Source organism: Jiangella asiatica (genome assembly GCF_004349065.1).
GTDB classification, from domain to species: domain Bacteria; phylum Actinomycetota; class Actinomycetes; order Jiangellales; family Jiangellaceae; genus Jiangella; species Jiangella asiatica.
In genome coordinates this window covers 53313-75359 of record NZ_SMKZ01000005.1, presented here as the reverse complement: position 1 = coordinate 75359, position 22047 = coordinate 53313, and the positions used below count along the sequence as shown (strand labels likewise).

Genomic DNA, 22047 nt, shown 5'->3' with positions numbered 1-22047 from the left:
GTGGTTGGATGTCGTCGCTGCCGTGGCGGCCGGGGTCAAACCTGCAGCGAGAACGGATCGCGAGCACCACCGCTGACGTCGATCATGACGTTCTTCGTGTAGGTGAACTCGCGGATGCCGTCCTCGCCGCGCTCACGGCCGTACCCGGAGCGTTTGATGCCACCGAAGGGCGCCTGGACCGCGTTCGTCCGGTAGGTGTTGACCCAGGTCACGCCCGCGCGCAGGGCGCGGCTCATGCGGACGGCGCGGGTGAGGTTCTCCGTCCACACACCCGACGCCAGCCCGTACTCGGTCCCGTTCGCGATCTCGACGGCCTCGTGGTCGGTGCTGAACGGGATGACGCACAGGACGGGCCCGAAGACCTCGTCCCGGGCGATGGCCATGTCCGGTTCGACGCCGGTGAACACGGTGGGGCGGATGAACAGCGCCCCGCCGCCCGGGACGTCGTCGACGGGTGCGGTGGTGCGTCGCACGGCGCCGTCGGCCTCGGCCGCGGCGATGCTGGACAAAATGCGCTCGTACTGTGGTCGGTTGGCGACCGGGCCCATCTCGGTCTCCGGGTCGAGCGGGTCGCCGAGCCGGATCGCCTCCGCCCGCCGGACCACCTCGTCGACGACGGCGTCGTGGATCGACTCGTGGACCAGCAACCGGGACCCGGCGATGCAGGTCTGCCCCGCTGCGGCATAGATGCCGGCGACGGCGCCCACGATGGCGCGGTCGAGGTCGGCGTCGGCGAACACGATGTTGGCGGACTTGCCGCCGAGCTCGAGCGTCACCGGGACGCACCGGGCCGCCGCCGACTGGGCGATGCGGCTGCCGGCGGCTGGTCCGCCGGTGAACGAGACCTTGTCGACGACGGCGGAGCCGACGAGCTCAGCGCCGGCCTCCGGGCCACCGCTGACGACGTTGAACACGCCGGCCGGCAGCCCGGCTTGGTCGATCAGCTTCGCCAGCTCCAGGGTGGTGGTCGAGGCGTGCTCGGACGGCTTCACGACGACGGTGTTCCCGGCGGCGAGCGCGGCGGGCACCTTGTTGGCCAGCAGCACCAGGGGCGAGTTCCAGGCGGTGATGACCGCGATCACGCCGTAGGGCTGGCGCAAGGTGAAGTCGAAAAGCGCCGAGTTGTCCAGCGGGACGGTGGAGCCGTGCAGCTTGTCCGCCCAGCCCGCGTAGTACCGGAAGGTCCGCGCCACGAAGCCCATCTGGACCGAGGTCTCGCGGATCACCTTGCCGTTGTCGGAGGTCTCCAGCCGGGACAACCGCTCGGCGTGCTCGTCGACGAGGTCCGCGATCGCCAGCAGGTGGCGGGCCCGCTTGACGCCGCTGGTGTGGCCCCACTCGCCGTCGAACGCCGCTCGGGCGGCCCGCAGCGCTCGGTCCACGTCGCCGGGCGCGGCATCGGGGAGCGAGGCGACCTCGGTGCCGTCGAACGGGTTGGTGCTGACGAACCGCCGGTCGCCTTCGGCGTCGGTGAAGGTTCCGTCGATGTACAACTGCTGGCGCATGCGCGCGGGCTCCGATCTCCGGCGGGTGTCGCCGGCACGGGGTCACGACGGCTGGTAGCCGAAGATGGTGAACCACTCGGCCTGGGCGGCGTCGCGGTCGGTCACGTAGGCCTCGGTGGTCTCGGGGAAGACGAAGTCCAGCTCCTCGATGGGCGGTTGCTCCTCGCCGTTCCAGGTGGGCGGTGGAGCGTCGGCCCGCAGCGAGTAGGAGCCGATCTCCTCGGTGACGACGGTCTGGCCGGCCAGCGACATGGTCCAGTTCATGAAGACCTGCGCGGCCTCCAGGTTCTCCGCCCCGGCGGCGATGCCGGCCCACTCGATGTACGAGGGCACCCCGTCGGAGGGCACGACGGTGGCGACCGGTGCGCCGCCCTCCTGCGCGAGCGCCTGGGTGCCGGGCAGGACCATGCCCACCTCGATCTCGCCACGCGCCAGCTCCTGGGTGATCACCGAGCCGGAGCCGGCGATGTACGGGGACTGGTCGGCCAGGTTCTCCCAGTACTCGACGCCGTGGGTGTCGCGCAGGAAGAGGTCGCGCCCCCACGCGCTGCCGCCGACGCCGATGTGGGTCAGGCCCACGCTGTCCTCCCAGCGGGGGTCCAGGAGGTCCGTCCACGACTGTGGCGCGTCGTCGGGCTGGATCAGCGCACTGTTGTAGCCGATGGCGTAGATGGACTGGATGGTCGGCGTGAACATGCAGTTCTCCTCGAGCAGCTCCTGGTTCACCACCTCGTCGAGGAACAACGGACAGTACGGCTGCAGGACGCCTTCGTCGGCGTGGCTGCGCCACAGCGTCCGGTCGGTGTGCCGGATGACGTCGGCCTGGCTGACGCCCGCTGCGTGCTCGGACTGGATCCGCTCGAATAGGCGGCCGGTCGGGATGTGGGTGAGATCGACGCTCAGCCCGGTTTGGTCTTGGAACGCCTCGACCAGTGCGGCCTCCTGGGGTTCGCTCTGGCCGGTGTACATGGTGAAGCCGCCCTGGTCCTGGGCGGCGGCCCACAACTCTCCGTCGGCGATCTCCTCGCTGTCGATGATCAAGGCGCCGGAGGCGTCCTCCTCGACCTCCGCGGTGGTGCCGGAGTCCGCACCACAGGCGGCGGTGACGAGGACGGCCAGCAGGCCGGCCAGGAGTGCGGAGCACACGCCGCGGCGGGACTGGCGGACCGGAGGGATCGCACGTCTGGGCATGAGGTCTCCTTTGACCGCGCAGGGGCTGAACCCGGCGCATGGTCGCACGGTGTCGTCCGGTATCGCTGACAGCTGCGATCTTGCATACGAGCGGTATACAAGCTAGGTCGCAACGGGGGGCAGGTCAACCCCGTCGGCGGATCGGATGTCGACCGAGCCCGGGCTGCCAGCGCGGCAGAGCCGCCCGCGTCCGAGCACATCAATGCAGCTCATCAGCATATGGTGAGTCGAAGGCGGGATGGGTTCTCCGCGCCTGCGACGTGCCCCGCAGTAGGCCTTGACCTTGGATACATGTTGGATGCATACTGCCGTCACATCGCTATCGAAGGGGCTCATGTGCGGCAGAGTCAGGTCGTTCATCACAAGCTTCGTGACCAGATCCTCGAATGGCACCTGCTGCCGGGAGCGATCCTGGGGGAGGCGGATCTGGCCCAGCGGCTCGGCGTCTCGCGCACCCCGGTCCGGGAGGCGTTGCGGGCGCTGGAACGCGAGGGCCTCGTGGCCATCACGCCGCAGCGTGGCGCCGTCGTCACCGACATCTCGATCAGCAGCGTCTCGCAGCTGTTCCAGATGCGCGACGCGCTGGAGACGTACGCGGCGCGGCTGGCCGCCCGGCAGGGCGAGCTCGAGGTCTTCGAGCAGCTGGCCACCGAACTGCACCAGGTGCACAGCCGGCTCGAGGCGATCCCGGTCGGCGCCCCGATCCCGGACGAGCTGCACCTGGCGCACCGCAGCGTGATCTCCCGGTTCGACGACGCCATCCGCGCGGCCACCCGCAACACCTACCTGCAGACGGCGCTGCGCGACGTCTACGGCCACGTGGCCAGGCTACGGCGGCTGTCCCAGCTGAACCCGGCGCGCACCCGCCAGGCCTCGGCCGAGCACATCGCCATCTGCCTGGCCATCTGTGCCCGCGACGAGTCGGTGGCGGCACAGAAGACCGGCGAACACTTGCGCAACAGCCTGCGCAACGTGCTCGCCGCGCTGGTCCAGGACGTCACGGCTCTGTCGGCCATGAGCACGGAGCTGGACCTCGGTGACCTGGTCTCCGAGGAGGGCGCCTGATGAACCCGAACAATCCGCTGCGGGACCGGCTGGCCAGCGGCCCGCTGCTCGTCGTCCCCGGCGCCGCTAACGCGCTCACCGCCCGCATCGTCGAGGACATGGGGTTCGAGGCCGCCTACATCACCGGGGCCGGCATCGCCAACACCTTCCTCGGCGCACCCGACATCGGCCTGCTGACGCTGTCGGAGCTGGCCGCGCACGTGACCGCCATCCGCGACGCCACGACGTTCCCGCTGATCGTCGACGCCGACACCGGCTTCGGCAACGCCGTCGGAGTCACCCGGACGGTGCGCGTCCTGGAACGTGCCGGCGCCGACGCCATACAGATCGAGGATCAGGTGATGCCCAAGAAGTGCGGCCACTTCGACGACAAGCGCCTGGTGCCGGCCGCGGAGATGATCGGCAAGATCCACGCCGCCGTCGACACCAGGGACGACCGCACGGTCGTCATCGCCCGCACCGACGCGGTCGCCACCGAAGGTCTCGACGCCGCCGTCGACCGCGCTGCTCGGTACGCCGAGGCGGGCGCCGATGTCACGTTCGTCGAGGCGCCGCAGTCGGCGGCCGACCTGCTGTCCATCCCGTCCCGGCTGGCGGTGCCGCAGGTGGTGAACCTTGTCGAGGGCGGCCGCACACCGATGATGTCGCTGACCGATCTCAGCGAGTTCCGGATCGCGCTGTTCGCCAACGCCGCACTCCAGGCCGCGGCGAGAGGGGTGCAGCGGGTGCTCGCCGTTCTGCGCTCCACGGGATCCCTGGAGGCGGCCAAGGACGACCTCGCCGGCTGGGAAGAACGCCAGCGCCTGGTCGGCAAGTCGCACTACGACGAGCTCGAACGGACCTACGCGCGCGCCGAACGGCACGCGTGACGCCGGCCGGAGGCCCGACCCGGCTGAGGCAGCCGAGCCGGCTGGGCAGCTGAGCTGGCTGGGCAGCTCAGCCGGCCGGGGCCTGAGCCGGACGGCCGCCCGTCGCGGTAGCGGCCGTCCGGTGGCGAGTGCCCGAACGTCCTCCGAACGACTCCAGAAGTGGAGCAGTGACCATGCATGTCAACGTCGACAACGTCTCGGTCCAGTACGGCGACAACGTCGCCGTCCGCGGGCTCAGCCTCGAGATCGCCAGCGGCGAGATGGTGGTCCTGCTCGGGCCATCGGGCTGTGGCAAGACCAGCACGATGCGCAGCATCGTGGGCTTGGAGACGCCGTCCAGCGGCACCATCACCATCGGCGACCGGGTGATGTTCGACAAGGCGAAGCACATCGACGTCCCCGCCAACCGGCGCAACGTCGGCATGGTGTTCCAGTCCTACGCCATCTGGCCGCACATGACGGTGGCGCAGAACGTCGGGTTCCCGCTGCGAATGCGCAAGGTTCCGAAGGCCGAGTCGGCCCGCCGTGTCGCGGACGCGCTGGAGCTGGTCGGGCTAGCCGACTTCGGCTCCCGCGGTGCCAGCCTGCTCAGCGGCGGCCAGATGCAGCGGGTCGCGCTCGCTCGGGCCCTGGTCATGCGGCCCGACGTGCTGTTGTTCGACGAGCCGCTCAGCAACCTGGACGCCAAGCTGCGCGAGCAACTGCGCGACGAGATCCGCGACGTGCAGCAGCGGGCCGGCCTGACCGCCGTGTATGTCACCCACGATCAGGGCGAGGCGCTGGCCCTGGCCGACCGGGTCGCGGTGATGCGCGACGGGGTGATCGTCCAGCTCGACACCCCGGAGCGGCTCTACGAGGCGCCCCGCAACTCGTTCGTCGCCGATTTCCTCGGCATGAGCAACATCTTCCACGGGCGGGCGGCCGCACCCGCGCCGGACGGCACGCAGAGCATCAGCCTGGACGACCGCCGCCCGGACGTCATCGCCAAGGCCGCGGCTCCCCTCTCCGGCTCGGTGAGCCTGTGCGTGCGCCCGGAGCGGCTAAGGCTGCACCGCCGGCGCCCGGACGTCGCACACCCGAACGTCTGGAGCGGAACGGTCACGTCGCTGGGCTTCTTCGGCACACACACCCGCTACCGGGTACGGGCCGCGGGCATGGACCTCGACGTCGTCACGTTCGCCCCGGGAGCGGACCTGCGGCGCGGCGACCAGGTGCACGTCGCGGTCGAGCCATGTGACGTCGAGGTGCTGCCCGAAGTGGGCACTGTCGCGGCCGAGACCGAGCCGGCATGAGCGGCCTCGTCGCCAGCGGCCGGAGCCGGCGGTACACCCGGCTGCTGCCCACCGGAGCGCTCCTGGCCGTCCTCGCGGTTCTGGTCCTGCTGCCTATCGGCATGCTCGTCTACGCCTCGGTCACCGATGCCGTGCCCCGTCCGGGAGCGGTGACCGGCGCGCTGACGTTCTCGCATTTCAGCGAGCTGCTCAGCGGCGCCAACGCCAGCGCCGCCGCCAACACACTCATCCTGGGGCTGGCCGGCACCGCGCTGTCGATGGCGATCGGCGGGTTCCTGGCCTGGGCCGCGGCCCGCACCGACGTGCCGGGCAAGGCGATGGTGCAGCTGTCCGGCATCATCCCGCTGTTCGTGTCGTCGCTGGTCGGTGCCGTCGCGTGGAGCACCCTCGCGTCACCTGGCCAGGGCTACCTGAACATCGTCTTCCGGGCCATCGGCGTGCCGATTGAGCTGAACATCTACACGTTGCCCGGCATCGCGTTCGTGTTCGGCCTGTACTACGCCCCGTACTCGTTCATGCTCATCTACGGCGCGCTGTCGCTGATGAACCCCGAGCTGGAAGAGGCCGCGAAGGTCTACGGCGCGTCCGGCCGGCGTACCGCCCGGCACGTGACGTTCCCGCTGGTGAAGCCGGCTATCGCGGCGTCGGCCGTGCTGACGTTCGGGTTGATCGTCGAGAACTTCCCGGTGCCGACCCTGCTGGGCACGCCCGGCGGCATCGACACCCTGCCGTCGTTCATCTACCGGCTCATGAACGCCGCGCCACCACAATCCAACCTCGCCGCGGCAATCGGCGTCGGGCTCACCGTCATCGTGCTGCTGATCCTCGTCGTGCAGCGGCGCATGCTGGCCAAACGCCGGTACACCACCGTGTCCGGCAAGGGGTTCCGCCCTCGTGTCATCGAGCTGGGCCGCTGGCGCTGGGCGGTCTTCGCCCTCTGCGCTTCCTACATCACCCTCGCGGTCATCCTGCCGCTCGCGGCGCTCCTCCAGATGTCGATGCGCTCCCAGCCGTTCATCTCCGGCGTCGGCGACTTCTTCGACGTATCGGTCTTCGGCTTCCAGCAGTTCACGGCGGTCCTGAACGACTCGACCTTCCAGGATGCCTTCCGCAACAGCATGATCGTCGGGCTCCTCGTGATGCTCGCCGGTGGCGTCCTGCACAGCACGATGGCCTTCATCGTCCACCGCACCCGGCTGCCGGGGCGCAAGCTGGTGGAGTACATCGCGATGGCGCCACTGGCGATGCCCGCTGTCGTGCTGAGCCTCGGCTTCCTGTGGGCGTGGTTCCTGCTGCCGGTGCCGTTGTACGGCACGCTGCTGATCCTCGTGCTGGCCTATGTGGTGCGGTTCATGCCGCAGGGCTACAGCAGCGTCTCGACGAGCCTGCAGCAGATCCACCCCGACCTGGAGGACAGCGCCTACACCTCCGGCGCCGGACCGGTCCGTTCGGCCACCACGATCACGTTCCCGCTCATCCGCGCCAGCGTCGTCTCGTCGGCGCTCATGCTGCTGATCTTGTCGATGCGGGAGCTGAGCGCGGCGGTGTTCCTGTTCACGTCGCAGACCCGGGTGCTGTCCATCGTCATCTTCGACTACATGGACGGCGGCGTGTTCGCCCGGGCCGCTGCGGCCAGCATCCTCTACAGCCTTGTGCTCGGAGCGATCGCCCTGCTGGCGCGTCGCTACCTCGGCGTCACCGCGGCACCGTCGCGCGGTGCCTGACCTCCTAACCCACCACCGACCCCGTCCCCGGACGAAAGGAAGATCATGACGGTCGAACAGCAGCAGCGGGGCCCGGCAGGCACCGCCACCCTGCCGTCGAGGCCCCTGTACCGCGCCGACGTCGTCGTGGTGGGAGCGGGCAACGCGGCGCTGGTCGCGGCGCTGGCCGCGCACGACGCCGGGGCTCGGGTGCTCGTCCTCGAAGCCGCGCCGCACGCTGAGCGGGGCGGGAACAGCCGCTTCAGCGGCGGCATCTTCCGGACCGCGCACGACGGCCTCGCATCGCTACTGCCGGTGGTCACCGAAGAGTCCCGGCAGTGGGCGGACAAGATCGACGTCGACGCCTACTCGGCCGAGCGGTACCGAGACGAGCTGGCCGGCGCCACCGCGGGCCGCAACGACGAGACGCTCACCGACCGGCTCGTCGACGACTCCTTCGGAACCATCGAATGGATGGCCGCGCACGGCGTCCGCTGGGAGCTGACGGTCGGCAAGCTCATCGACCCGGAGAAGATCCCGGCGGGGGAGCGGTACAGCCTGCCACCCGGCGGCGCACTGCGCTCGGCGCACGAGGGCGTCGGGCTCATGGACGACCTGTTCCGGATCGTCGAGCAGGCCGGCATAGAGATCTGGTACGACTCGCCGGTCACCGAACTGATCATGAACGGCTCGGCCTGCGAGGGCGTGCGGGTGCGGCGGCCAGACGGCGACGCCGAGGTCCGCGGCGTCGTCGTCCTCGGCGCCGGCGGCTTCGAGGGCAACCCCGAGATGCGGCAGCGCTGGCTCGGCCCCGGGTGGGACCTCGTCAAGGTCCGCGGCAGCAGGTTCAACATGGGCACCGTGCTCAGCGCCGCGCTCGGCGAAGGCGCCCAGCCGGCCGGCCACTGGGGCGGCTGCCACGCCGTCCCCCTCGACGCGAACGCGCCCACCGTCGGCGACCTACGCCTCACCGACAAGATGAGCCGATACAGCTACCCCTTCGCGCTGCTCATCAACGCCGAGGCGCAGCGCTTCGTCGACGAGGGCGAGGACGAGGTCTGGCTCACCTACGCCAAGACGGGGCAGGTCATCCGGTCCCAGACCCGCGCCTGGGCCTTCCAGCTGTTCGACCAGAAGACCATCCACCTGCTCGAACCCCGCTACTCGACGGGCACACCCATCGTCGCCGACACGGTGCCGGAGCTGGCAGCCGCGGTCGGCGTCGATCCCGAGGCGCTGGTGCGCACCGTCGACACGTTCAACGCCGCCTGCCCCGACGGCCAGTTCGACCCCTTCGGCAAGGACGGCTTGCGCGCCGCACCCGCCGGCCAGCCGGTGAAGTCGAACTGGGCGCAGCGCATCGACACCGGTCCGTACGTCGCCTACCCGGTGACCTGCGGCATCACCTTCACCTATGGCGGCCTGAAGATCGACGAGACCGGCCAGGTGCTCGACGTCGCCGGGCGCCCGATGCCGAACCTGTACGCCACCGGGGAGATCACCGGCGGATTCTTCTTCCACAACTACCCAGCCGGCGCCGGCCTCATGCGAGGCGCGGTGTTCGGCCGGCTGGCCGGAGCCGAGGCCGCCCGGGCCGCCGCCGAGCAGACCGCGGAGGTGGCTTGACGACCGTCCGGTGATCGTGTTCCGCCACGGGGTTCGCGGCGGAACACGATCGGCGGCGTCAGTGGTAGGTGTGCTCCTCGGCCGGGAAGGCGCCGCTGACGACGTCCTCGGCGAAGGCCCGGGTGGCGGTCGCCAGCGCACCCCGCAGGTCGCCGTACTGCTTGACCAGCCGCGGCATCCGGCCGGCGCGCATGCCGGCCATGTCCTGCCACACCAGCACCTGGGCGTCGCAGTCGGGCCCGGCGCCGATGCCGACGGTCGGGATGGACAGCCGCTTGGTGACCTCGGCGGCGACCTCGGCCGTCACCATCTCCAGCACGATGGCGAACGCGCCGGCCTCCTCCAGCGCCAGCGCGGACTCGATGAGCCGGTCGGCGTCGTCGCCGCGGCCCTGCACGCGGTAGCCGCCGATGGCGTTCACGCTCTGCGGTGTGAAGCCCGTGTGCGCCATGACCGGGATGCCGGCCTCGACGATGCGGCGCACGGAGTCGACGACGGTGAGCCCGCCCTCGAGCTTGACCGCCTGCGCCCCGGTCTCCTTCATGACCCGGATGGACGTGGTCAGCGCCTGCTCCGAGCTCACCTGGTAGGAACCGAACGGCAGGTCGCAGACGATCAGCGCGCGGTGGGTGGACCGGACGACCGCGCGGGCCAGCGGGATCAGGTCCTCCAGCGTGACGGGGACGGTGTCGGGGTAGCCGTAGACGTTGTTGCCCGCGGAGTCGCCGACGAGCAGAACCGGGATGCCGGCCTCGTCGAACACCTCGGCTGAGTACATGTCGTAGGAGGTCAGCATCGGCCAGCGCTCGCCGCGCTCCTTGGCGGCTCGCAGATCGCGGATGGTGACCCGGCGGGAGAGGTGACCGCCGTAGAGCGGCACGGTCTCGTGCGTCATCGCAGTGCTCCTTGAGTGTCTCGAGGCCCGTTGCTCGGGTCCCCTAACAGGTGCAATTGTCCCACGTTCGGGCCGCGGACGCCGGGGGGTGGCGCCGGTCCGCCCGGCCCGCTAGGTGCGCTCGCTCGACCCCGTCGCGCTGATCTTGGAGAAATGGGGGAATCTGCGGTGAAATATCCGATTGATTCCGCGGTTCCTTCAAGATCAACGCGAAGGGGGGTCTAGCTCGGCGGGGGTGGGGGCGGCTGTTCCTGTGCGCTGGCCCGAGGCTCGTCCGCCGCCGGAGTCTCGCCCGAGACCGGCTCCGGCTCGGGTGCCGCCTCCGCCGCGGGCCACGGCTCCGTCGACGGATCAGGCTCGGCGACGGCGGCAGGTTCCGGTGCGGCGGGAGCGGGCTCCGGTGTCGCGGCCGCGGGCTCCGGTCCGGGGGCGGCGAGCTGCGACGTCGCGTCGGTGGCGTGCAGCGGCGCGCCGGACTCGCTCTCCCGCCAGGCGCTGGTGATGGGCACGCGCCGGTCGCGGCCGAAGTTGCGCATGGTGATCTTCGGACCGGGCGGGTACTGGCGCCGCTTGTACTCGGCGGCGTCGACCATGCGCAGGACCTTCGCCACCAGCGCGGGGTCGAACCCGGCCGCCTGGAGTTCCGTCGCGCCGAGGTCCTGCTCGAGGTGTCGGTAGAGGAGGTCGTCGAGGACGGGGTAGTCGGGTAGCGAGTCGGAGTCGAGCTGCCCCGGCCGCAGCTCCGCGCTCGGCGGCTTGTCGATCGAGCCCTGGGGGATCGGCGGGGTCTCGCCGCGCTCGGCCGCGGCCGCGTTGCGCCAGCGGGCCAGTTCCCAGGTGAGCGTCTTGGGGACGTCCTTGATCGGGGCATAGCCGCCGACCGCGTCGCCGTAGATGGTGGAGTAGCCGACCGCGAGCTCGGTCTTGTTGCCGGTGGCCAGGACGAGGTGGCCTTCCTGGTTGGACAGCCCCATGAGGATGATGCCGCGGACCCGGGCCTGCAGGTTCTCCTCTGCCAGGCCGGTCAGCGTGAGGTTGTCGAGGTAGGCGCGGACCATCGGCGCGACGGGCACGGTCCGGTACCGCAGGCCGGTGCGCTCGGCGAGGTCTCGCGCGTCGGACTTGGAGTGCTCCGACGAGTAGTCGCTGGGCATCGAGACGGCATGGACGTTCGCCGCGCCGAGCGCGTCGACGGCGATGGCGGCCGTCAGCGCGGAGTCGATGCCGCCGGAGAGCCCGAGCACCACCGAGGAGAACCCGTTCTTGCGGACGTAGTCGCGCAGCCCGGTGACGATGGCCGCGTAGACCTCGGCCAGGTCGGAGAGCCGCGGCGCGACGGCACCCGGCTCGGGGGTGTACGCCGGCAGCGGCGCCGTCGTCAGCGTGGTGCGGTGAACGGCGAACCCGGCGATGCGCTCCTGTGTCACCCCCCACGGCGGGGGCGCCGGCGCTACCGCGTCGGGCAGCCGCAGGTCGACGACGAGGCAGCCCTCGTCGAACTGGGGCGCGCGGGCCAGCAGTTCGCCGTCGGGCGCGACGATGAGGGAGTCGCCGTCGAAGACCAGCTCGTCCTGGCCGCCGACCATGTTGACGTAGGCGAGCGTGGCCTGAGCGTCCGCGGCGCGGCGGCGGGCCAGCTCGAGCCGGGTGTCGTCCTTGTTGCGTTCGTACGGCGAGCCGTTGACCACGAGCAGCAGCCCGGCTCTGGCCTCGCGGGCGACGGAGACCGGCCCGCCGTCCTGCCAGATGTCCTCGCAGACCGCTAGCGCGATGTCGACCCCGTGCAGGCGGAACACGCCGAGGTGGTCGCCCGGCACGAAGTACCGGAACTCGTCGAACACGCCGTAGTTGGGCAGGTGGTGCTTGGCCTGCCGGGCCAGGACGCGGCCGCCGTAGAGGACGGCGACGGCGTTCTGCGGCGACCCCTTGGGGCGGCCGAGCTGCCGCACGCCGGCGGTGGCGTCGTCGCGCCCCAGGTATCCGACGACGACGGCGGTGGCGCCCAGGCCCTCGGAGTCCAGCCGCACGGCGAGCTTCTCCAGCGCGGTGCGGGAGGCGTCGACGAACGACGCGCGCAGGGCGAGGTCCTCGACGGGGTAGCCGGTGAGCATCATCTCCGGGAACGCGACGAGGTGGGCGTGCTGGCTCGCGGCGTGCGCCGTCATCCGGACCACCACGTCGGAGTTCGCCTCCAGGGCACCGACCGTGGGGTTCACTTGAGCGAGCGCGATTCTGATCTGCGGCACGCCTCCGAGCCTAAGCCTTCCCGGCCCATGATCATCAACGGTTGGCGACGTCATCGCGTCGCCGACCGTTGATGATCATGGGCCGGGGCGGTCGGCTACCTGTTTGTCACACTGGTGAGGCACACTGGCGCCGTGGAGAAGCAGCAGCAGTTCGTCCTCAGATCGCTGGAAGAGCGCGACATTCGGTTCGTCCGTCTCTGGTTCACCGACGTGCTCGGGTTCCTCAAGTCCGTGGCGGTGGCGCCGGCGGAGCTGGAGAACGCGTTCTCCGAGGGCATCGGCTTCGACGGCTCGTCCATCGAGGGGTTCGCCCGCGTCTACGAGGCCGACATGCTCGCCAAGCCCGACCCGTCGACGTTCCAGGTGCTGCCGTGGCGCGGTGGCGCCAACGGGACGGCACGCATGTTCTGCGACATCCTCATGCCCGACGGGTCGCCGTCGTACGCGGACCCGCGGCACGTGCTCAAGCGCGCGCTCGGCCGTGCGGCGGAGCAGGGGTTCACGTTCTACACCCACCCCGAGGTCGAGTTCTTCGTCTTCAAGAACCAGCCCACCGGCGGCGAGGCGCCCATCCCCGTCGACGCCAGCGGGTTCTTCGACCACACCGCGCACGGCATCGCCCAGGACTTCCGCCGCGACACCATCACGATGCTCGAGGACATGGGCATCTCCGTCGAGTTCAGCCACCACGAGGGCGCGCCCGGCCAGCAGGAGATCGACCTGCGCTACGCCGACGCGCTGGCCACGGCGGACAACCTCATGACCTTCCGCGCGGTGGTCCGCGAGGTGGCGCTCAGCCAGGACCTCTACGCGTCGTTCATGCCCAAGCCGTTCACCGAGTGGCCGGGCTCGGGCATGCACACCCACGTGTCGCTGTTCGAGGGCGACCGCAACGTCTTCCACGAGCCGGGCGCGGAGTACCAGCTGTCCAAGGTGGCGCGGTCGTTCATCGCCGGGCTGCTGCGGCACGCGCCGGAGATCACCGCCGTCACCAACCAGTGGGTCAACTCCTACAAGCGGCTGCGCGGCGGTGGAGAGGCGCCGGCCTACGTCTGCTGGGGTCACAACAACCGCTCCGCCCTGGTCCGGGTGCCCATGTACAAGCCGGACAAGGGGCAGTCGGCGCGGGTGGAGATCCGGTCGCTGGACTCCGCCTGCAACCCGTACCTCGCCTACGCCGTCATCCTCGCCGCCGGGCTCAAGGGCATCGAGGAGGGCTACGAGTTGCCGGCGGGCGCGGAGGACGACGTCTGGGCGCTCACCGACCGCGAGCGTCGCGCCATGGGCATCGACCCGCTGCCGGCGTCGCTGGACGAGGCCATCGAGGCCATGGAGAACTCCGAGCTGGTCGCCGAGACCCTCGGCGAGCACGTCTTCGAGTTCTTCCTGCGCAACAAGCGCGCGGAGTGGAACGAGTACAGTCTGCAGGTCACCGCGTTCGAGCGGGCCAAGATGCTGCCGGTGATGTGAGCACCGCCGCGGTCGTCGACGTCGTCGAGCACGAGCCGGGCTGCCCGCTGGACCGGTTCGGTCCGTGGCTGGCCGGCGCGGGCGTCGAGCTCCGGATGCACCGGCCGTACGCGGGCGAGCCGCTGCCGCCGTCGCCGGGCGGTGCCGGGCTGATCGTGCTCGGCGGGCAGATGTCGGCCTACGACGACGGCGTCGCGCCGTGGCTGCCCGCGGTGCGCTCGCTGCTGGCCGCGGCCGTAGACGCGGGAACACCGACGCTCGGCATCTGCCTGGGCGCCCAGCTGCTGGCGGTCGCGTGTGGCGGGACGGTGGACGTCGCCGCCGCGGCGGGCCGCGAGTCCGGCGTCGTCACCGTGTCATGGCTGCCACCGGCGACGACAGACCCGCTGGTCAGCGGGCTGCCCGCGCCGTTCCCCGGGCCGAGCATGCACGCCGACGCGGTCACGGGGCTGCCGCCGGACGCGGTCTGGCTGGGGTCGTCGCCGATGTATCCCCACCAGGCGTTCCGGGTGGGCGCGGCCGCGTGGGGCGTGCAGTTCCACCCGGAGGTGTCGCTGCCGACGTTCACGGGCTGGGCGCGCGAGCTGCCGGACGTCGACGTCGCCGCGGTGACGGCCGAGCTGGAGGCCCGCGACCCGGAGGTGGCCGCGGCCGGGCGGGCATTGGCCGAGCGGTTCGCCCAGGTGGCCCAGAGCTTCGCGCAGGTAGCCGTCGGCTCCAGCCGGTAGACTCGGGCCCGATGGCGGTGGGGCTCGCCGACAACCGCCGCGGCCCCCCGTGGCCCGGCCAACAGTCCCTACCTCGGGTTTCGTCGACGGTAGGGAGAGTTCTATGCCCAGGGTGAGGCGCAACGTCCCCGTGCTGGCGGTCATCGCCGCCGGCGGCGTCCTCGGGTCGCTCGTGCGGCACGCCCTCGGCTCGCTCCAGCACGGCCCGCCGTCCTGGCCGTGGGCGACGCTCCTGGTCAACGTCACCGGGTGCCTCGTGATCGGTGCGTTGATGGTCGTGCTGCTGGAGCTCACCGCACCACACCGGCTGCTGCGGCCGTTCCTGGGGGTAGGGGTGCTCGGCGGGTACACGACGTTCTCCACCTTCGCCGTCGACGTCCAGGTCATGCTGGTCCACGAGCGCTACGGCGGGGCGTTGCTCTACCTGGCGGTGACCCCCGTGGCGGCGCTGGTCGCGTTGTGGCTCGGGACGGCGATCACCCGTACGGTGCTGATGGGCCGTGGCTCGTCGGCGGAGGAGGTGCGCGCATGACGCTGCGGGGCGCGGCCCGCCAGCTCACCGTCGTCGTCGGCGAGAGCGACACCTGGCACGGCCGGCCGCTGTACGCCGAGATCGTCCACCGTGCGCACGCGGCCGGACTGGCCGGGGCAAGCGTGTTCCGAGGCATCGAGGGGTTCGGCGCCTCCGACCACGTCCACACCACGAGATTCCTCAGCCTCTCCGCGGACCTGCCGGTCGCGGTGGTGATCGTGGACGTCGCGGCGAAGCTCGGGCCGTTCGTGGCCGAGATCGAATCGCTGGTGGCGGATGGCCTGATCACCCTGGCCGACGTCGACGTGGTCCGGCACACCGGGCGGAGCGGTGACCGGTGACGATGCTGCTGGTGGCGGCCGGTGCGGCCGTCGGCGCACCACTGCGCTACGTCGTCGACCGGCTCGTGCACGAGCGGCTGGGCGGCGCGTTCCCGTGGGGCACCCTGCTGGTCAACGTCGTCGGCTCGTTCGTGCTCGGCCTGGTCATGGGCTCGGCCGCCGACGACGGCGTCGTGTCGCTCGTCGGCGTGGGCTTCTGCGGTGCGCTGACCACGTACAGCACGTTCAGCTACGAGACCCTGCGGCTGGCCGAGGACGGCGCTTGGCGGCACGCCGTCGGCAATGTCGCGTTGAGCGTCGCTGCCGGCCTGGCCGCAGCCGCTTTCGGCTGGAACCTGGCCTCCTGATTCATCCAGCCAACCTTGGTGGCGCCGCTGGGTTCCTGCGACCAGTGCAAACGGCGCCCCACACGATGTTGACCTGCGGTGATGGGCGGGGCGCTGTCAGGACGGAGAGGTCGGGCGGGGCGGGTGAGCGGGGCAGGTAGATTCAGTTGCATGTCGGTGAACCGGACCGAAGGCCGCGCTGCGTGGTTGGCCAAGGCGGGGTTCGCCGACACCGCGGCAGCCGAGCGCGAGCTGGACGGCCCGCTGCTCAGCGGCATCGCCACCGAGTCCGGCCTGGTCGCGGCGCTGGGCGCAACCGCGGACCCCGATCTCGGGCTGCGCGGGCTGAGCCGGCTGCTCGAGGCGCTGGCACCCGGCTCCGACCGCGATCGCCTGGTGGCCGAGCTCGCCGCCGACACTCCGCATCGACGCCGGCTGCTGGCCGTGCTCGGCTTCAGCTCGGCGCTGGCCGACCACCTGTGCCGGCACCCCGCGCACTGGCTCGACCTCGCTCACCTCGACCCCGCCGTCCGTCCCGACGCGGCGGCGCTGCGGCGCACCATGCTCGAGGCGGTGGGCGCGGACCCCGCGGCCCGCGTGCCGCTGGCCGTCGGCGACCACCAGGATCTCCTGGACGCGCTGCGCACCGCCTACCGCAGGCACGTCGCCTCGCTGGCGGCGCTCGACCTCGGCGACGGCCTGGACGTGGCCGCCGTCGCCGCCGAACTGGCCGACCTGGCCGGCGCCACGCTGGAGGCCGCGCTCGCCGTCGCCCGGGCCGAGCTCCCGCCGTCGGCGCCGTTGTGCCGGCTCGCCGTCATCGCGATGGGCAAGGCGGGCGGCCGCGAGCTCAACTACGCCTCCGACGTCGACGTCGTGTTCGTCGCCGAGCCGCCGGTCAGGCCGCCCGCCGGGTCCGGTGACGACGGCGACACCGACGACACCGGCTGGCTCACCACCGCCACGACTCTGGCCACCGCCGTCATGCGCAACTGCTCGGTCTACACCGCCGAGGGCACCGTCTGGCCGGTCGACGCCGCGCTGCGGCCGGAGGGCAAGGCCGGGCCGCTGGTACGCACCGTCGCCAGCCACGTCGCGTACTACCACGACTGGGCCAAGACCTGGGAGTTCCAGGCGCTGCTCAAGGCCCGTCCGGTGGCCGGTGACGCCGAGCTGGGCGCGGCCTACGTCGACGCCGTCATGCCCATGGTCTGGGACGCCGCCAGCCGCGACGGCTTCGTCGACGACGTCCACGCGATGCGGCGGCGGGTCGAGGACCACATCCGGCCGGCCGAGGCGGACCGCCAGCTCAAGCTCGGCCCGGGTGGGCTGCGCGATGTCGAGTTCGCCGTCCAGCTGCTCCAGCTCGTGCACGGGCGCGCCGACCCGACGCTCCGCGACGCCAACACTCTGGCCGCGCTCGCGATGCTCACCAAGGGCGGTTACGTCGGGCGCGAGGACGGCGCCGTCCTCGACGCGGCCTACCGGTTCCTGCGCACGTTCGAGCATCGCATCCAGCTGCGCGGGTTGCGCCGCACGCACGTCGTACCAGACTCCGACGAGCAATTGCGCATCCTGGCCCGATCGCTGGGCAAGAAGCAGCCCGCGGAGCTGGACGAGATCTGGCACCAGCAGGCCCGCGAGGTCCGCCGGCTGCACGAGAAGCTGTTCTACCGGCCGCTACTGTCCGCCGTCGCCCGGCTTCCCGGCGACGAGGCCCGGCTCAGCCCGGAGGCGGCGCTCACCCGCCTCGAGGCGCTGGGCTACGCCGACCCGGCCGGCGCGCTGCGTCACATCGAGGCGCTGACCACCGGGGTGTCGCGGCGGGCGGCCATCCAGCGCACGCTGCTGCCGGTCCTGCTGGGCTGGTTCGCCGACGCGCCCGAGCCCGACACCGGCCTGGCCGGGTTCCGCAAGGTCAGCGACGCGCTCGGCACCACGCCCTGGTATCTACGGCTGCTGCGCGACGACGGCGCCGCGGCCGAGCGGATGGCGCGGGTGCTCGCGTCCGGCCGGTACGCCACCGAGCTGTTGCTGCGGGCACCGGAGGCGGTGGCGATGCTGGGCGACGACGCCGAGCTGCGCCCACGTGAGCGGAAGCCGCTGGAGAAGGAGGTGCTCTCGGGGGTCCAGCGCCACGACGACCCGGTCGCGGCCATCGGCGTGGTCCGGGCGATGCGCCGACGCGAGCTGTTCCGCGTCACCGTCGCTGACCTCGCCGCCGACGCGCCGATCGAGGAGGTGGGTGAGGCGCTGACGGTGATCGCGGAGGTGACGCTGTCCGGCGCGCTGGCCGCCGCGGTCCGCGCCGTCGAAGCCACCCGCGGCGCACCGTTGCCCACCCGCGTCGGCGTCGTCGCGATGGGCCGGCTCGGTGGCCGTGAGATGGGCTACGCCTCCGACGCCGACGTGCTCTACGTGCACACGCCGTACCCGGACGAGGACGAGTCCGAGGCCGCCAACGCCGCGCTGGCGGTCGCCAACGAGATGACGCGGCTGCTGTCGCTGCCTTCACCGGAGCCCAGCCTGACCATCGACGCCGCGCTGCGCCCGGAGGGCCGGCAGGGCCCGCTGGTGCGCACGCTCGCGTCCTACGCCGCGTACTACGACCGCTGGGGCGAGGTCTGGGAGCGACAGGCGCTGCTTCGGGCAGCTCCGTGCTGCGGCGACGCCGAGCTCCTGCGCCGGTTCCAGGCGCTCATCGATCCGCTGCGCTGGCCCAGCGGCGGGCTGACCGATGCCCAGGTCCGCGAGGTGCGCCGGGTCAAGGCGCGGGTGGAGTCGGAGCGACTGCCCCGCGGTGCCGACCCGTCCATGCACCTCAAGCTGGGGCCCGGCGGGCTGGCCGACGTCGAGTGGTGCGCTCAGCTGCTGCAGCTGCGTCACGCCTGGAAGGTGCCGGAGCTGCGCACCACGTCGACGCCGGGCGCACTCGAGGCGGCCACCGCGGCCGGGCTGTTGGCGCCGTCGGACCGGACTGTGCTGCTCGCGGCCTGGCGACAGGCCTCGGCCATCCGCAACACGACGGTGCTGGTCACCGGCCGGCCGTCGGACATGCTCCCCAAGGACCCGCGGACGCTCGCGGCGGTGTCGCAAGTGCTCGGGTACGCCGCCGGCCAGAGCACCGTCTTCGTCGACGACTACCACCGTGCGGCCCGCCAGGCCCGCGCCGTCGTCGAACGCATCTTCTACGACGACTCCCGCCTGTGATGATCACAGGCCGCCGAACGCCGAGGAGCCGTTGACCGCGCCTCGAGGCAAGCGGTCAACGGCTCCGTCCGAGGGCCCCGGCGGGCTCAGATGTCGAAGTAGAGCTCGAACTCGTGCGGGTGCGGGCGCAGCCGGATCGGGTCGACCTCGTTGGTGCGCTTCCAGTCGATCCAGGTCTCGACCAGGTCCTCGGTGAAGACGCCGCCCTCGAGCAGGTAGTCGTGGTCAGTTTCGAGCGCGTCCAGCGCCTCGGTCAGCGACGCCGGCACGGTGCCGATGTTGGCGTGCTCCTCCGGGGGCAGCTCGTACAGGTCCTTGTCGACCGGCTCCGGCGGCTCGATCTTGTTGCGGATGCCGTCGACGCCGGCCATCAGCATGGCGGAGAAGGCCAGGTACGGGTTGCTCGACGGGTCGGGCACCCGGAACTCGATGCGCTTGGCCGCAGGTGAGGTGCCGGTGACCGGGATGCGGACCGCGGCGGACCGGTTGCGCTGCGAGTAGACCAGGTTGACGGGGGCCTCGAAGCCCGGCACCAGGCGGTGGTAGGAGTTCACCGTCGGGTTGGTGAGGGCCAGCAGCGACGAGGCGTGCTTGATGAGGCCGCCGATGTACCAGCGGGCCAGGTCGGACAGACCGCCGTAGCCCAGCTCGTCGTAGAACAGCGGGTCGCCGTTCTTCCACAGCGACTGGTGGCAGTGCATGCCCGAGCCGTTGTCGCCGAACAGCGGCTTCGGCATGAAGGTGGCGGTCTTGCCGGCCGCCCAGGCGACGTTCTTGACGATGTACTTGAACAGCATCAGCCGGTCGCCGGCGTGCTTCAGAGTGTCGAACTTGTAGTTGATCTCGGCCTGGCCGGCGGTGCCGACCTCGTGGTGGGCCCGCTCGACCGGGATGCCGACGGTGGTCAGCGACTGGACGATCTCGTCGCGCAGGTCGGCGTAGTGGTCGACCGGCGGGACGGGGAAGTAGCCGCCCTTGTAGCGCGTCTTGTAGCCGCGGTTGCCGCCCTCCTCGACGCGCCCGGTGTTCCAGGCGCCCTCGATGGAGTCGATGTAGTAGTAGCCGGCGTTCTGCTTCGTCTCGAACCGGACGTCGTCGAAGACGTAGAACTCGGCCTCCGGGCCGAAGTAGACGGTGTCGGCGATGCCGGAGCTGGCCAGGTACGCCTCGGCCTTCGCGGCGATGTTACGAGGGTCGCGACTGTAGGGCTCGCCGGTGAACGGGTCGACGATCGAGAAGTTCAGCGCGAGGGTCTTGGCCTTGCGGAACGGGTCGACGAACGCCGTCGCCGGGTCGGCGATCAGCTTCATGTCGGACTCGTGGATGGCCTGGAAGCCGCGGATCGAGGAGCCGTCGAACATGAGGCCCTCGGCGATCGCGTCGGCGTCGAACGCGGTCACCGGCACGTTGAAGTGCTGCATGACCCCTGGCAGGTCGCAGAACCGGACGTCGACGAACTCGACGCCCTCATCCTTGACGAACTTGAGTAGCTCGTCCGGGTTGGTGAACATCCGCATCTCCATTTCGCACCTGGCGCGGCGCAGTCCGGAATCGTCGACGGTCGGCGTTGACCGTATTGCCCTCGTGGCCCGGACGCTAGGGTGTCGCAATTTCCCTGCGGTGTCCCACGTGTTTCACCAGTGTTACGTCCGTGCTCAGACCCCGAATGTAGGCGACGGCGACCCGGGTGCGGCGCAGGCGCGGCGGGCCGCACGCTCTAGGCTCGGCACGTGAGCTCCGACCAACCGCCTTCCACCGAGGTGACGCTGCCCGCGCACGGTCCCGGGTCGCCCGGCAGCTGGCCCCGCCGTATCGCCGCGCTGTTCCTGGACTGGCTGGCCGCCAACCTCATCGCGTTCGTCGTCACAGGGGGCGGCGAGGTCTGGGATGCCAGCAGCGGGCTGGTGTGGGTGCCGCTCATCTGCTGGTACGTGCAGGTGGTGGTGACGACGGTGCTGGCCGGCGGCAGTCTCGGGCAGCTCCTGGTGGGGCTGCGGGTGGCCCACCTCGGCGGCCGCCGGATCAACCTGCTGATCGCCGCGGTGCGCACGCTGATGATCGCGCTGATCATCCCGCCGCTGGTGTTCACCCGCGACGGCCGCGGCCTCCATGATCTGGCGTCGAACACCGTCGTCGTCAACGCCGCCTGACGCTCGGCGGCCAGGGCGGTCGAGGCTGGCTCAGCGGCCGGGAAGCTGTGTCCCCTTGGGCAGCCGGGCGCCCTTGGGCAGCGGGCCCTTCGGGATGCCGATGGGCGAGATGCTCAACGCGCGCAGGCGCTGACGCAGCTCGGTGACCTCGGCCGGCCGGATGTTCTTGGGCAGCTTGCCCAACTTGCGGGTGAGCTGGGGGAGAGGAACCTGGTCGTCCTCGCGGCCCACGATGATCTCGATGACCGGCATCTCCGGCGCGACGCGGTTGTGCCGCTTCTTCTCCTGCGCCAGCAGGTTCGCGACGCGGCCGGCCGCGCTGCCCTCGCCGATGAGCACGATGCCGGGCCGGCCGACCGCGCGGTGGACGACGTCCTGGTAGCGGTTGGCGCCGACCATCGGGGTGACGTCCCAGCCGCGGCGCAGCGTGCCGAGGGCGGCCGCGGCCGCGCCGGGCTGCCCCTCGATCTGTGAGTAGGCAGCGCGCTCGGCCCGTCGCCCGAACACGATGGCCGAGGCCAGCAGCGCGATCGGCAGGCCGACGATGATCCACAGCCACAACGGCCCGAGCAGCATGCCCACCACGACGGCGAGCGCGATGACGCCGAGCAGGATGCCGAGGGTGATCCAGCCGATCCACCGGTCGGAGCGCCGCGCCATCCGGTAGGTCTGCTTGATCTGGGCGATGCGCCCGGTCTTCTCGTCAGACCCTTGCTGCTCGTCGTTGCGTGCCATGCAGAGAAGGGTACTGCCTGGCGCCCCGCTGATCCGAACGGGTGCCCCGCCCGCTCCGTCCCCGTTGATCTTGGAGTGAGGGGGAATCTCTCAGGCGTTTCAGACCGCGATTTCCCCTCACTCCAAGATCAACGGGAGTGGGTGCTAGCGGCAAGCGGAACGG

The 22047-nt window shown here is 71.2% G+C and carries 18 protein-coding genes; 12 read left to right on the top strand and 6 right to left on the bottom strand.

What is annotated here, in order from left to right:
* Positions 1-35: 35 nt before the first annotated feature.
* Both E1269_RS05510 and E1269_RS05505 read right to left on the bottom strand, forming a co-directional pair.
* Positions 36-1505 carry an aldehyde dehydrogenase gene (locus E1269_RS05510; RefSeq protein ID WP_131892214.1) on the bottom strand — a complete coding sequence of 490 codons (1470 nt, stop codon included), beginning with the start codon at positions 1503-1505 and terminating at the stop codon, positions 36-38.
* A 42-nt stretch (positions 1506-1547) separates the two neighbouring features.
* Entirely contained in the window at positions 1548-2696 is a 1149-nt protein-coding gene (locus E1269_RS05505; protein WP_131892212.1) for an ABC transporter substrate-binding protein, read from the bottom strand.
* A 336-nt stretch (positions 2697-3032) separates the two neighbouring features.
* Here E1269_RS05505 and E1269_RS05500 point away from each other — a divergent pair, with 336 nt between their 5' ends.
* The 5 genes from E1269_RS05500 to tcuA all read left to right on the top strand — a co-directional run bounded on the left by E1269_RS05500 (position 3033) and on the right by tcuA (position 9251).
* The gene (locus E1269_RS05500) at positions 3033-3761 is read left to right on the top strand and encodes a GntR family transcriptional regulator (protein ID WP_162606240.1); all 729 of its coding nucleotides are present in this window, start codon (positions 3033-3035) and stop codon (positions 3759-3761) included.
* Positions 3761-4630, top strand: coding sequence for an isocitrate lyase/PEP mutase family protein (locus tag E1269_RS05495; RefSeq protein ID WP_131892208.1), 870 nt, complete (start codon positions 3761-3763; stop codon positions 4628-4630). Before E1269_RS05500 ends, E1269_RS05495 begins: the two co-directional genes overlap by 1 nt.
* A 173-nt stretch (positions 4631-4803) precedes the next feature.
* Positions 4804-5922, top strand: coding sequence for an ABC transporter ATP-binding protein (locus E1269_RS05490; RefSeq protein WP_131892206.1), 1119 nt, complete (start codon positions 4804-4806; stop codon positions 5920-5922).
* Complete coding sequence (locus E1269_RS05485; RefSeq protein WP_131892204.1) at positions 5919-7646, top strand: ABC transporter permease; 1728 nt, start codon at positions 5919-5921, stop codon at positions 7644-7646. Before E1269_RS05490 ends, E1269_RS05485 begins: the two co-directional genes overlap by 4 nt.
* 45 nt (positions 7647-7691) lie before the next feature.
* Complete coding sequence (gene tcuA, locus E1269_RS05480) at positions 7692-9251, top strand: FAD-dependent tricarballylate dehydrogenase TcuA (protein ID WP_131892202.1); 1560 nt, start codon at positions 7692-7694, stop codon at positions 9249-9251.
* Between the two features lie 58 nt (positions 9252-9309).
* On the opposite strand, the gene panB is transcribed toward tcuA, so the two are convergent.
* Both panB and E1269_RS05470 read right to left on the bottom strand, forming a co-directional pair.
* The gene (gene panB / locus E1269_RS05475; RefSeq protein WP_131892200.1) at positions 9310-10146 is read right to left on the bottom strand and encodes a 3-methyl-2-oxobutanoate hydroxymethyltransferase; all 837 of its coding nucleotides are present in this window, start codon (positions 10144-10146) and stop codon (positions 9310-9312) included.
* Positions 10147-10367: 221 nt separating this feature from the next.
* A complete protein-coding gene (locus tag E1269_RS05470; protein WP_131892198.1) occupies positions 10368-12392 on the bottom strand; it encodes an NAD+ synthase in 2025 nt (674 codons plus the stop codon).
* 132 nt (positions 12393-12524) lie between these two features.
* Here E1269_RS05470 and E1269_RS32750 point away from each other — a divergent pair, with 132 nt between their 5' ends.
* The 6 genes from E1269_RS32750 to E1269_RS05445 all read left to right on the top strand — a co-directional run bounded on the left by E1269_RS32750 (position 12525) and on the right by E1269_RS05445 (position 18999).
* Positions 12525-13862, top strand: coding sequence for a glutamine synthetase family protein (locus E1269_RS32750; protein ID WP_203432965.1), 1338 nt, complete (start codon positions 12525-12527; stop codon positions 13860-13862).
* Positions 13859-14590, top strand: coding sequence for a type 1 glutamine amidotransferase (locus E1269_RS32745; RefSeq protein WP_203432963.1), 732 nt, complete (start codon positions 13859-13861; stop codon positions 14588-14590). Before E1269_RS32750 ends, E1269_RS32745 begins: the two co-directional genes overlap by 4 nt.
* 103 nt (positions 14591-14693) lie before the next feature.
* Complete coding sequence (locus E1269_RS05460) at positions 14694-15122, top strand: fluoride efflux transporter FluC (protein WP_131892196.1); 429 nt, start codon at positions 14694-14696, stop codon at positions 15120-15122.
* Positions 15119-15463, top strand: a complete 345-nt coding sequence (locus E1269_RS05455) for a DUF190 domain-containing protein (RefSeq protein ID WP_131892194.1) — start codon at positions 15119-15121, stop codon at positions 15461-15463. The genes E1269_RS05460 and E1269_RS05455 overlap by 4 nt, the downstream gene beginning before the upstream one ends.
* Positions 15460-15810, top strand: coding sequence for a fluoride efflux transporter CrcB (gene crcB / locus E1269_RS05450; protein WP_131892192.1), 351 nt, complete (start codon positions 15460-15462; stop codon positions 15808-15810). Before E1269_RS05455 ends, crcB begins: the two co-directional genes overlap by 4 nt.
* Positions 15811-15960: 150 nt before the next feature.
* Complete coding sequence (locus tag E1269_RS05445; RefSeq protein ID WP_131892190.1) at positions 15961-18999, top strand: bifunctional [glutamine synthetase] adenylyltransferase/[glutamine synthetase]-adenylyl-L-tyrosine phosphorylase; 3039 nt, start codon at positions 15961-15963, stop codon at positions 18997-18999.
* Positions 19000-19085: 86 nt separating this feature from the next.
* Here E1269_RS05445 and glnA read toward each other — a convergent pair whose 3' ends face one another.
* Positions 19086-20510 (bottom strand): type I glutamate--ammonia ligase, encoded by a 1425-nt coding sequence (gene glnA / locus E1269_RS05440; protein ID WP_131892188.1) that lies wholly within the window; start codon positions 20508-20510, stop codon positions 19086-19088.
* A 219-nt stretch (positions 20511-20729) separates the two neighbouring features.
* Between glnA and E1269_RS05435 the strand changes: the two genes are divergently transcribed.
* A complete protein-coding gene (locus E1269_RS05435) occupies positions 20730-21149 on the top strand; it encodes an RDD family protein (RefSeq protein WP_131892186.1) in 420 nt (139 codons plus the stop codon).
* Between the two features lie 30 nt (positions 21150-21179).
* Here E1269_RS05435 and E1269_RS05430 read toward each other — a convergent pair whose 3' ends face one another.
* Positions 21180-21884 (bottom strand): DUF4191 domain-containing protein, encoded by a 705-nt coding sequence (locus E1269_RS05430; protein WP_131892184.1) that lies wholly within the window; start codon positions 21882-21884, stop codon positions 21180-21182.
* Positions 21885-22047: the final 163 nt, after the last annotated feature.

Coding starts and splice junctions, on each gene's coding strand:
- E1269_RS05485 (WP_131892204.1), top strand. CDS start 5,919: ATGAGCGGCCTCGTCGCCAGCGGCCGGAGCCGGCGGTACACCCGGCTG.
- E1269_RS05510 (WP_131892214.1), bottom strand. CDS start 1,505: ATGCGCCAGCAGTTGTACATCGACGGAACCTTCACCGACGCCGAAGGC.
- E1269_RS05455 (WP_131892194.1), top strand. CDS start 15,119: ATGACGCTGCGGGGCGCGGCCCGCCAGCTCACCGTCGTCGTCGGCGAG.
- E1269_RS05505 (WP_131892212.1), bottom strand. CDS start 2,696: ATGCCCAGACGTGCGATCCCTCCGGTCCGCCAGTCCCGCCGCGGCGTG.
- glnA (WP_131892188.1), bottom strand. CDS start 20,510: ATGTTCACCAACCCGGACGAGCTACTCAAGTTCGTCAAGGATGAGGGC.
- E1269_RS05445 (WP_131892190.1), top strand. CDS start 15,961: ATGTCGGTGAACCGGACCGAAGGCCGCGCTGCGTGGTTGGCCAAGGCG.
- E1269_RS05490 (WP_131892206.1), top strand. CDS start 4,804: ATGCATGTCAACGTCGACAACGTCTCGGTCCAGTACGGCGACAACGTC.
- E1269_RS05460 (WP_131892196.1), top strand. CDS start 14,694: ATGCCCAGGGTGAGGCGCAACGTCCCCGTGCTGGCGGTCATCGCCGCC.
- E1269_RS05495 (WP_131892208.1), top strand. CDS start 3,761: ATGAACCCGAACAATCCGCTGCGGGACCGGCTGGCCAGCGGCCCGCTG.
- E1269_RS05430 (WP_131892184.1), bottom strand. CDS start 21,884: ATGGCACGCAACGACGAGCAGCAAGGGTCTGACGAGAAGACCGGGCGC.
- tcuA (WP_131892202.1), top strand. CDS start 7,692: ATGACGGTCGAACAGCAGCAGCGGGGCCCGGCAGGCACCGCCACCCTG.
- panB (WP_131892200.1), bottom strand. CDS start 10,146: ATGACGCACGAGACCGTGCCGCTCTACGGCGGTCACCTCTCCCGCCGG.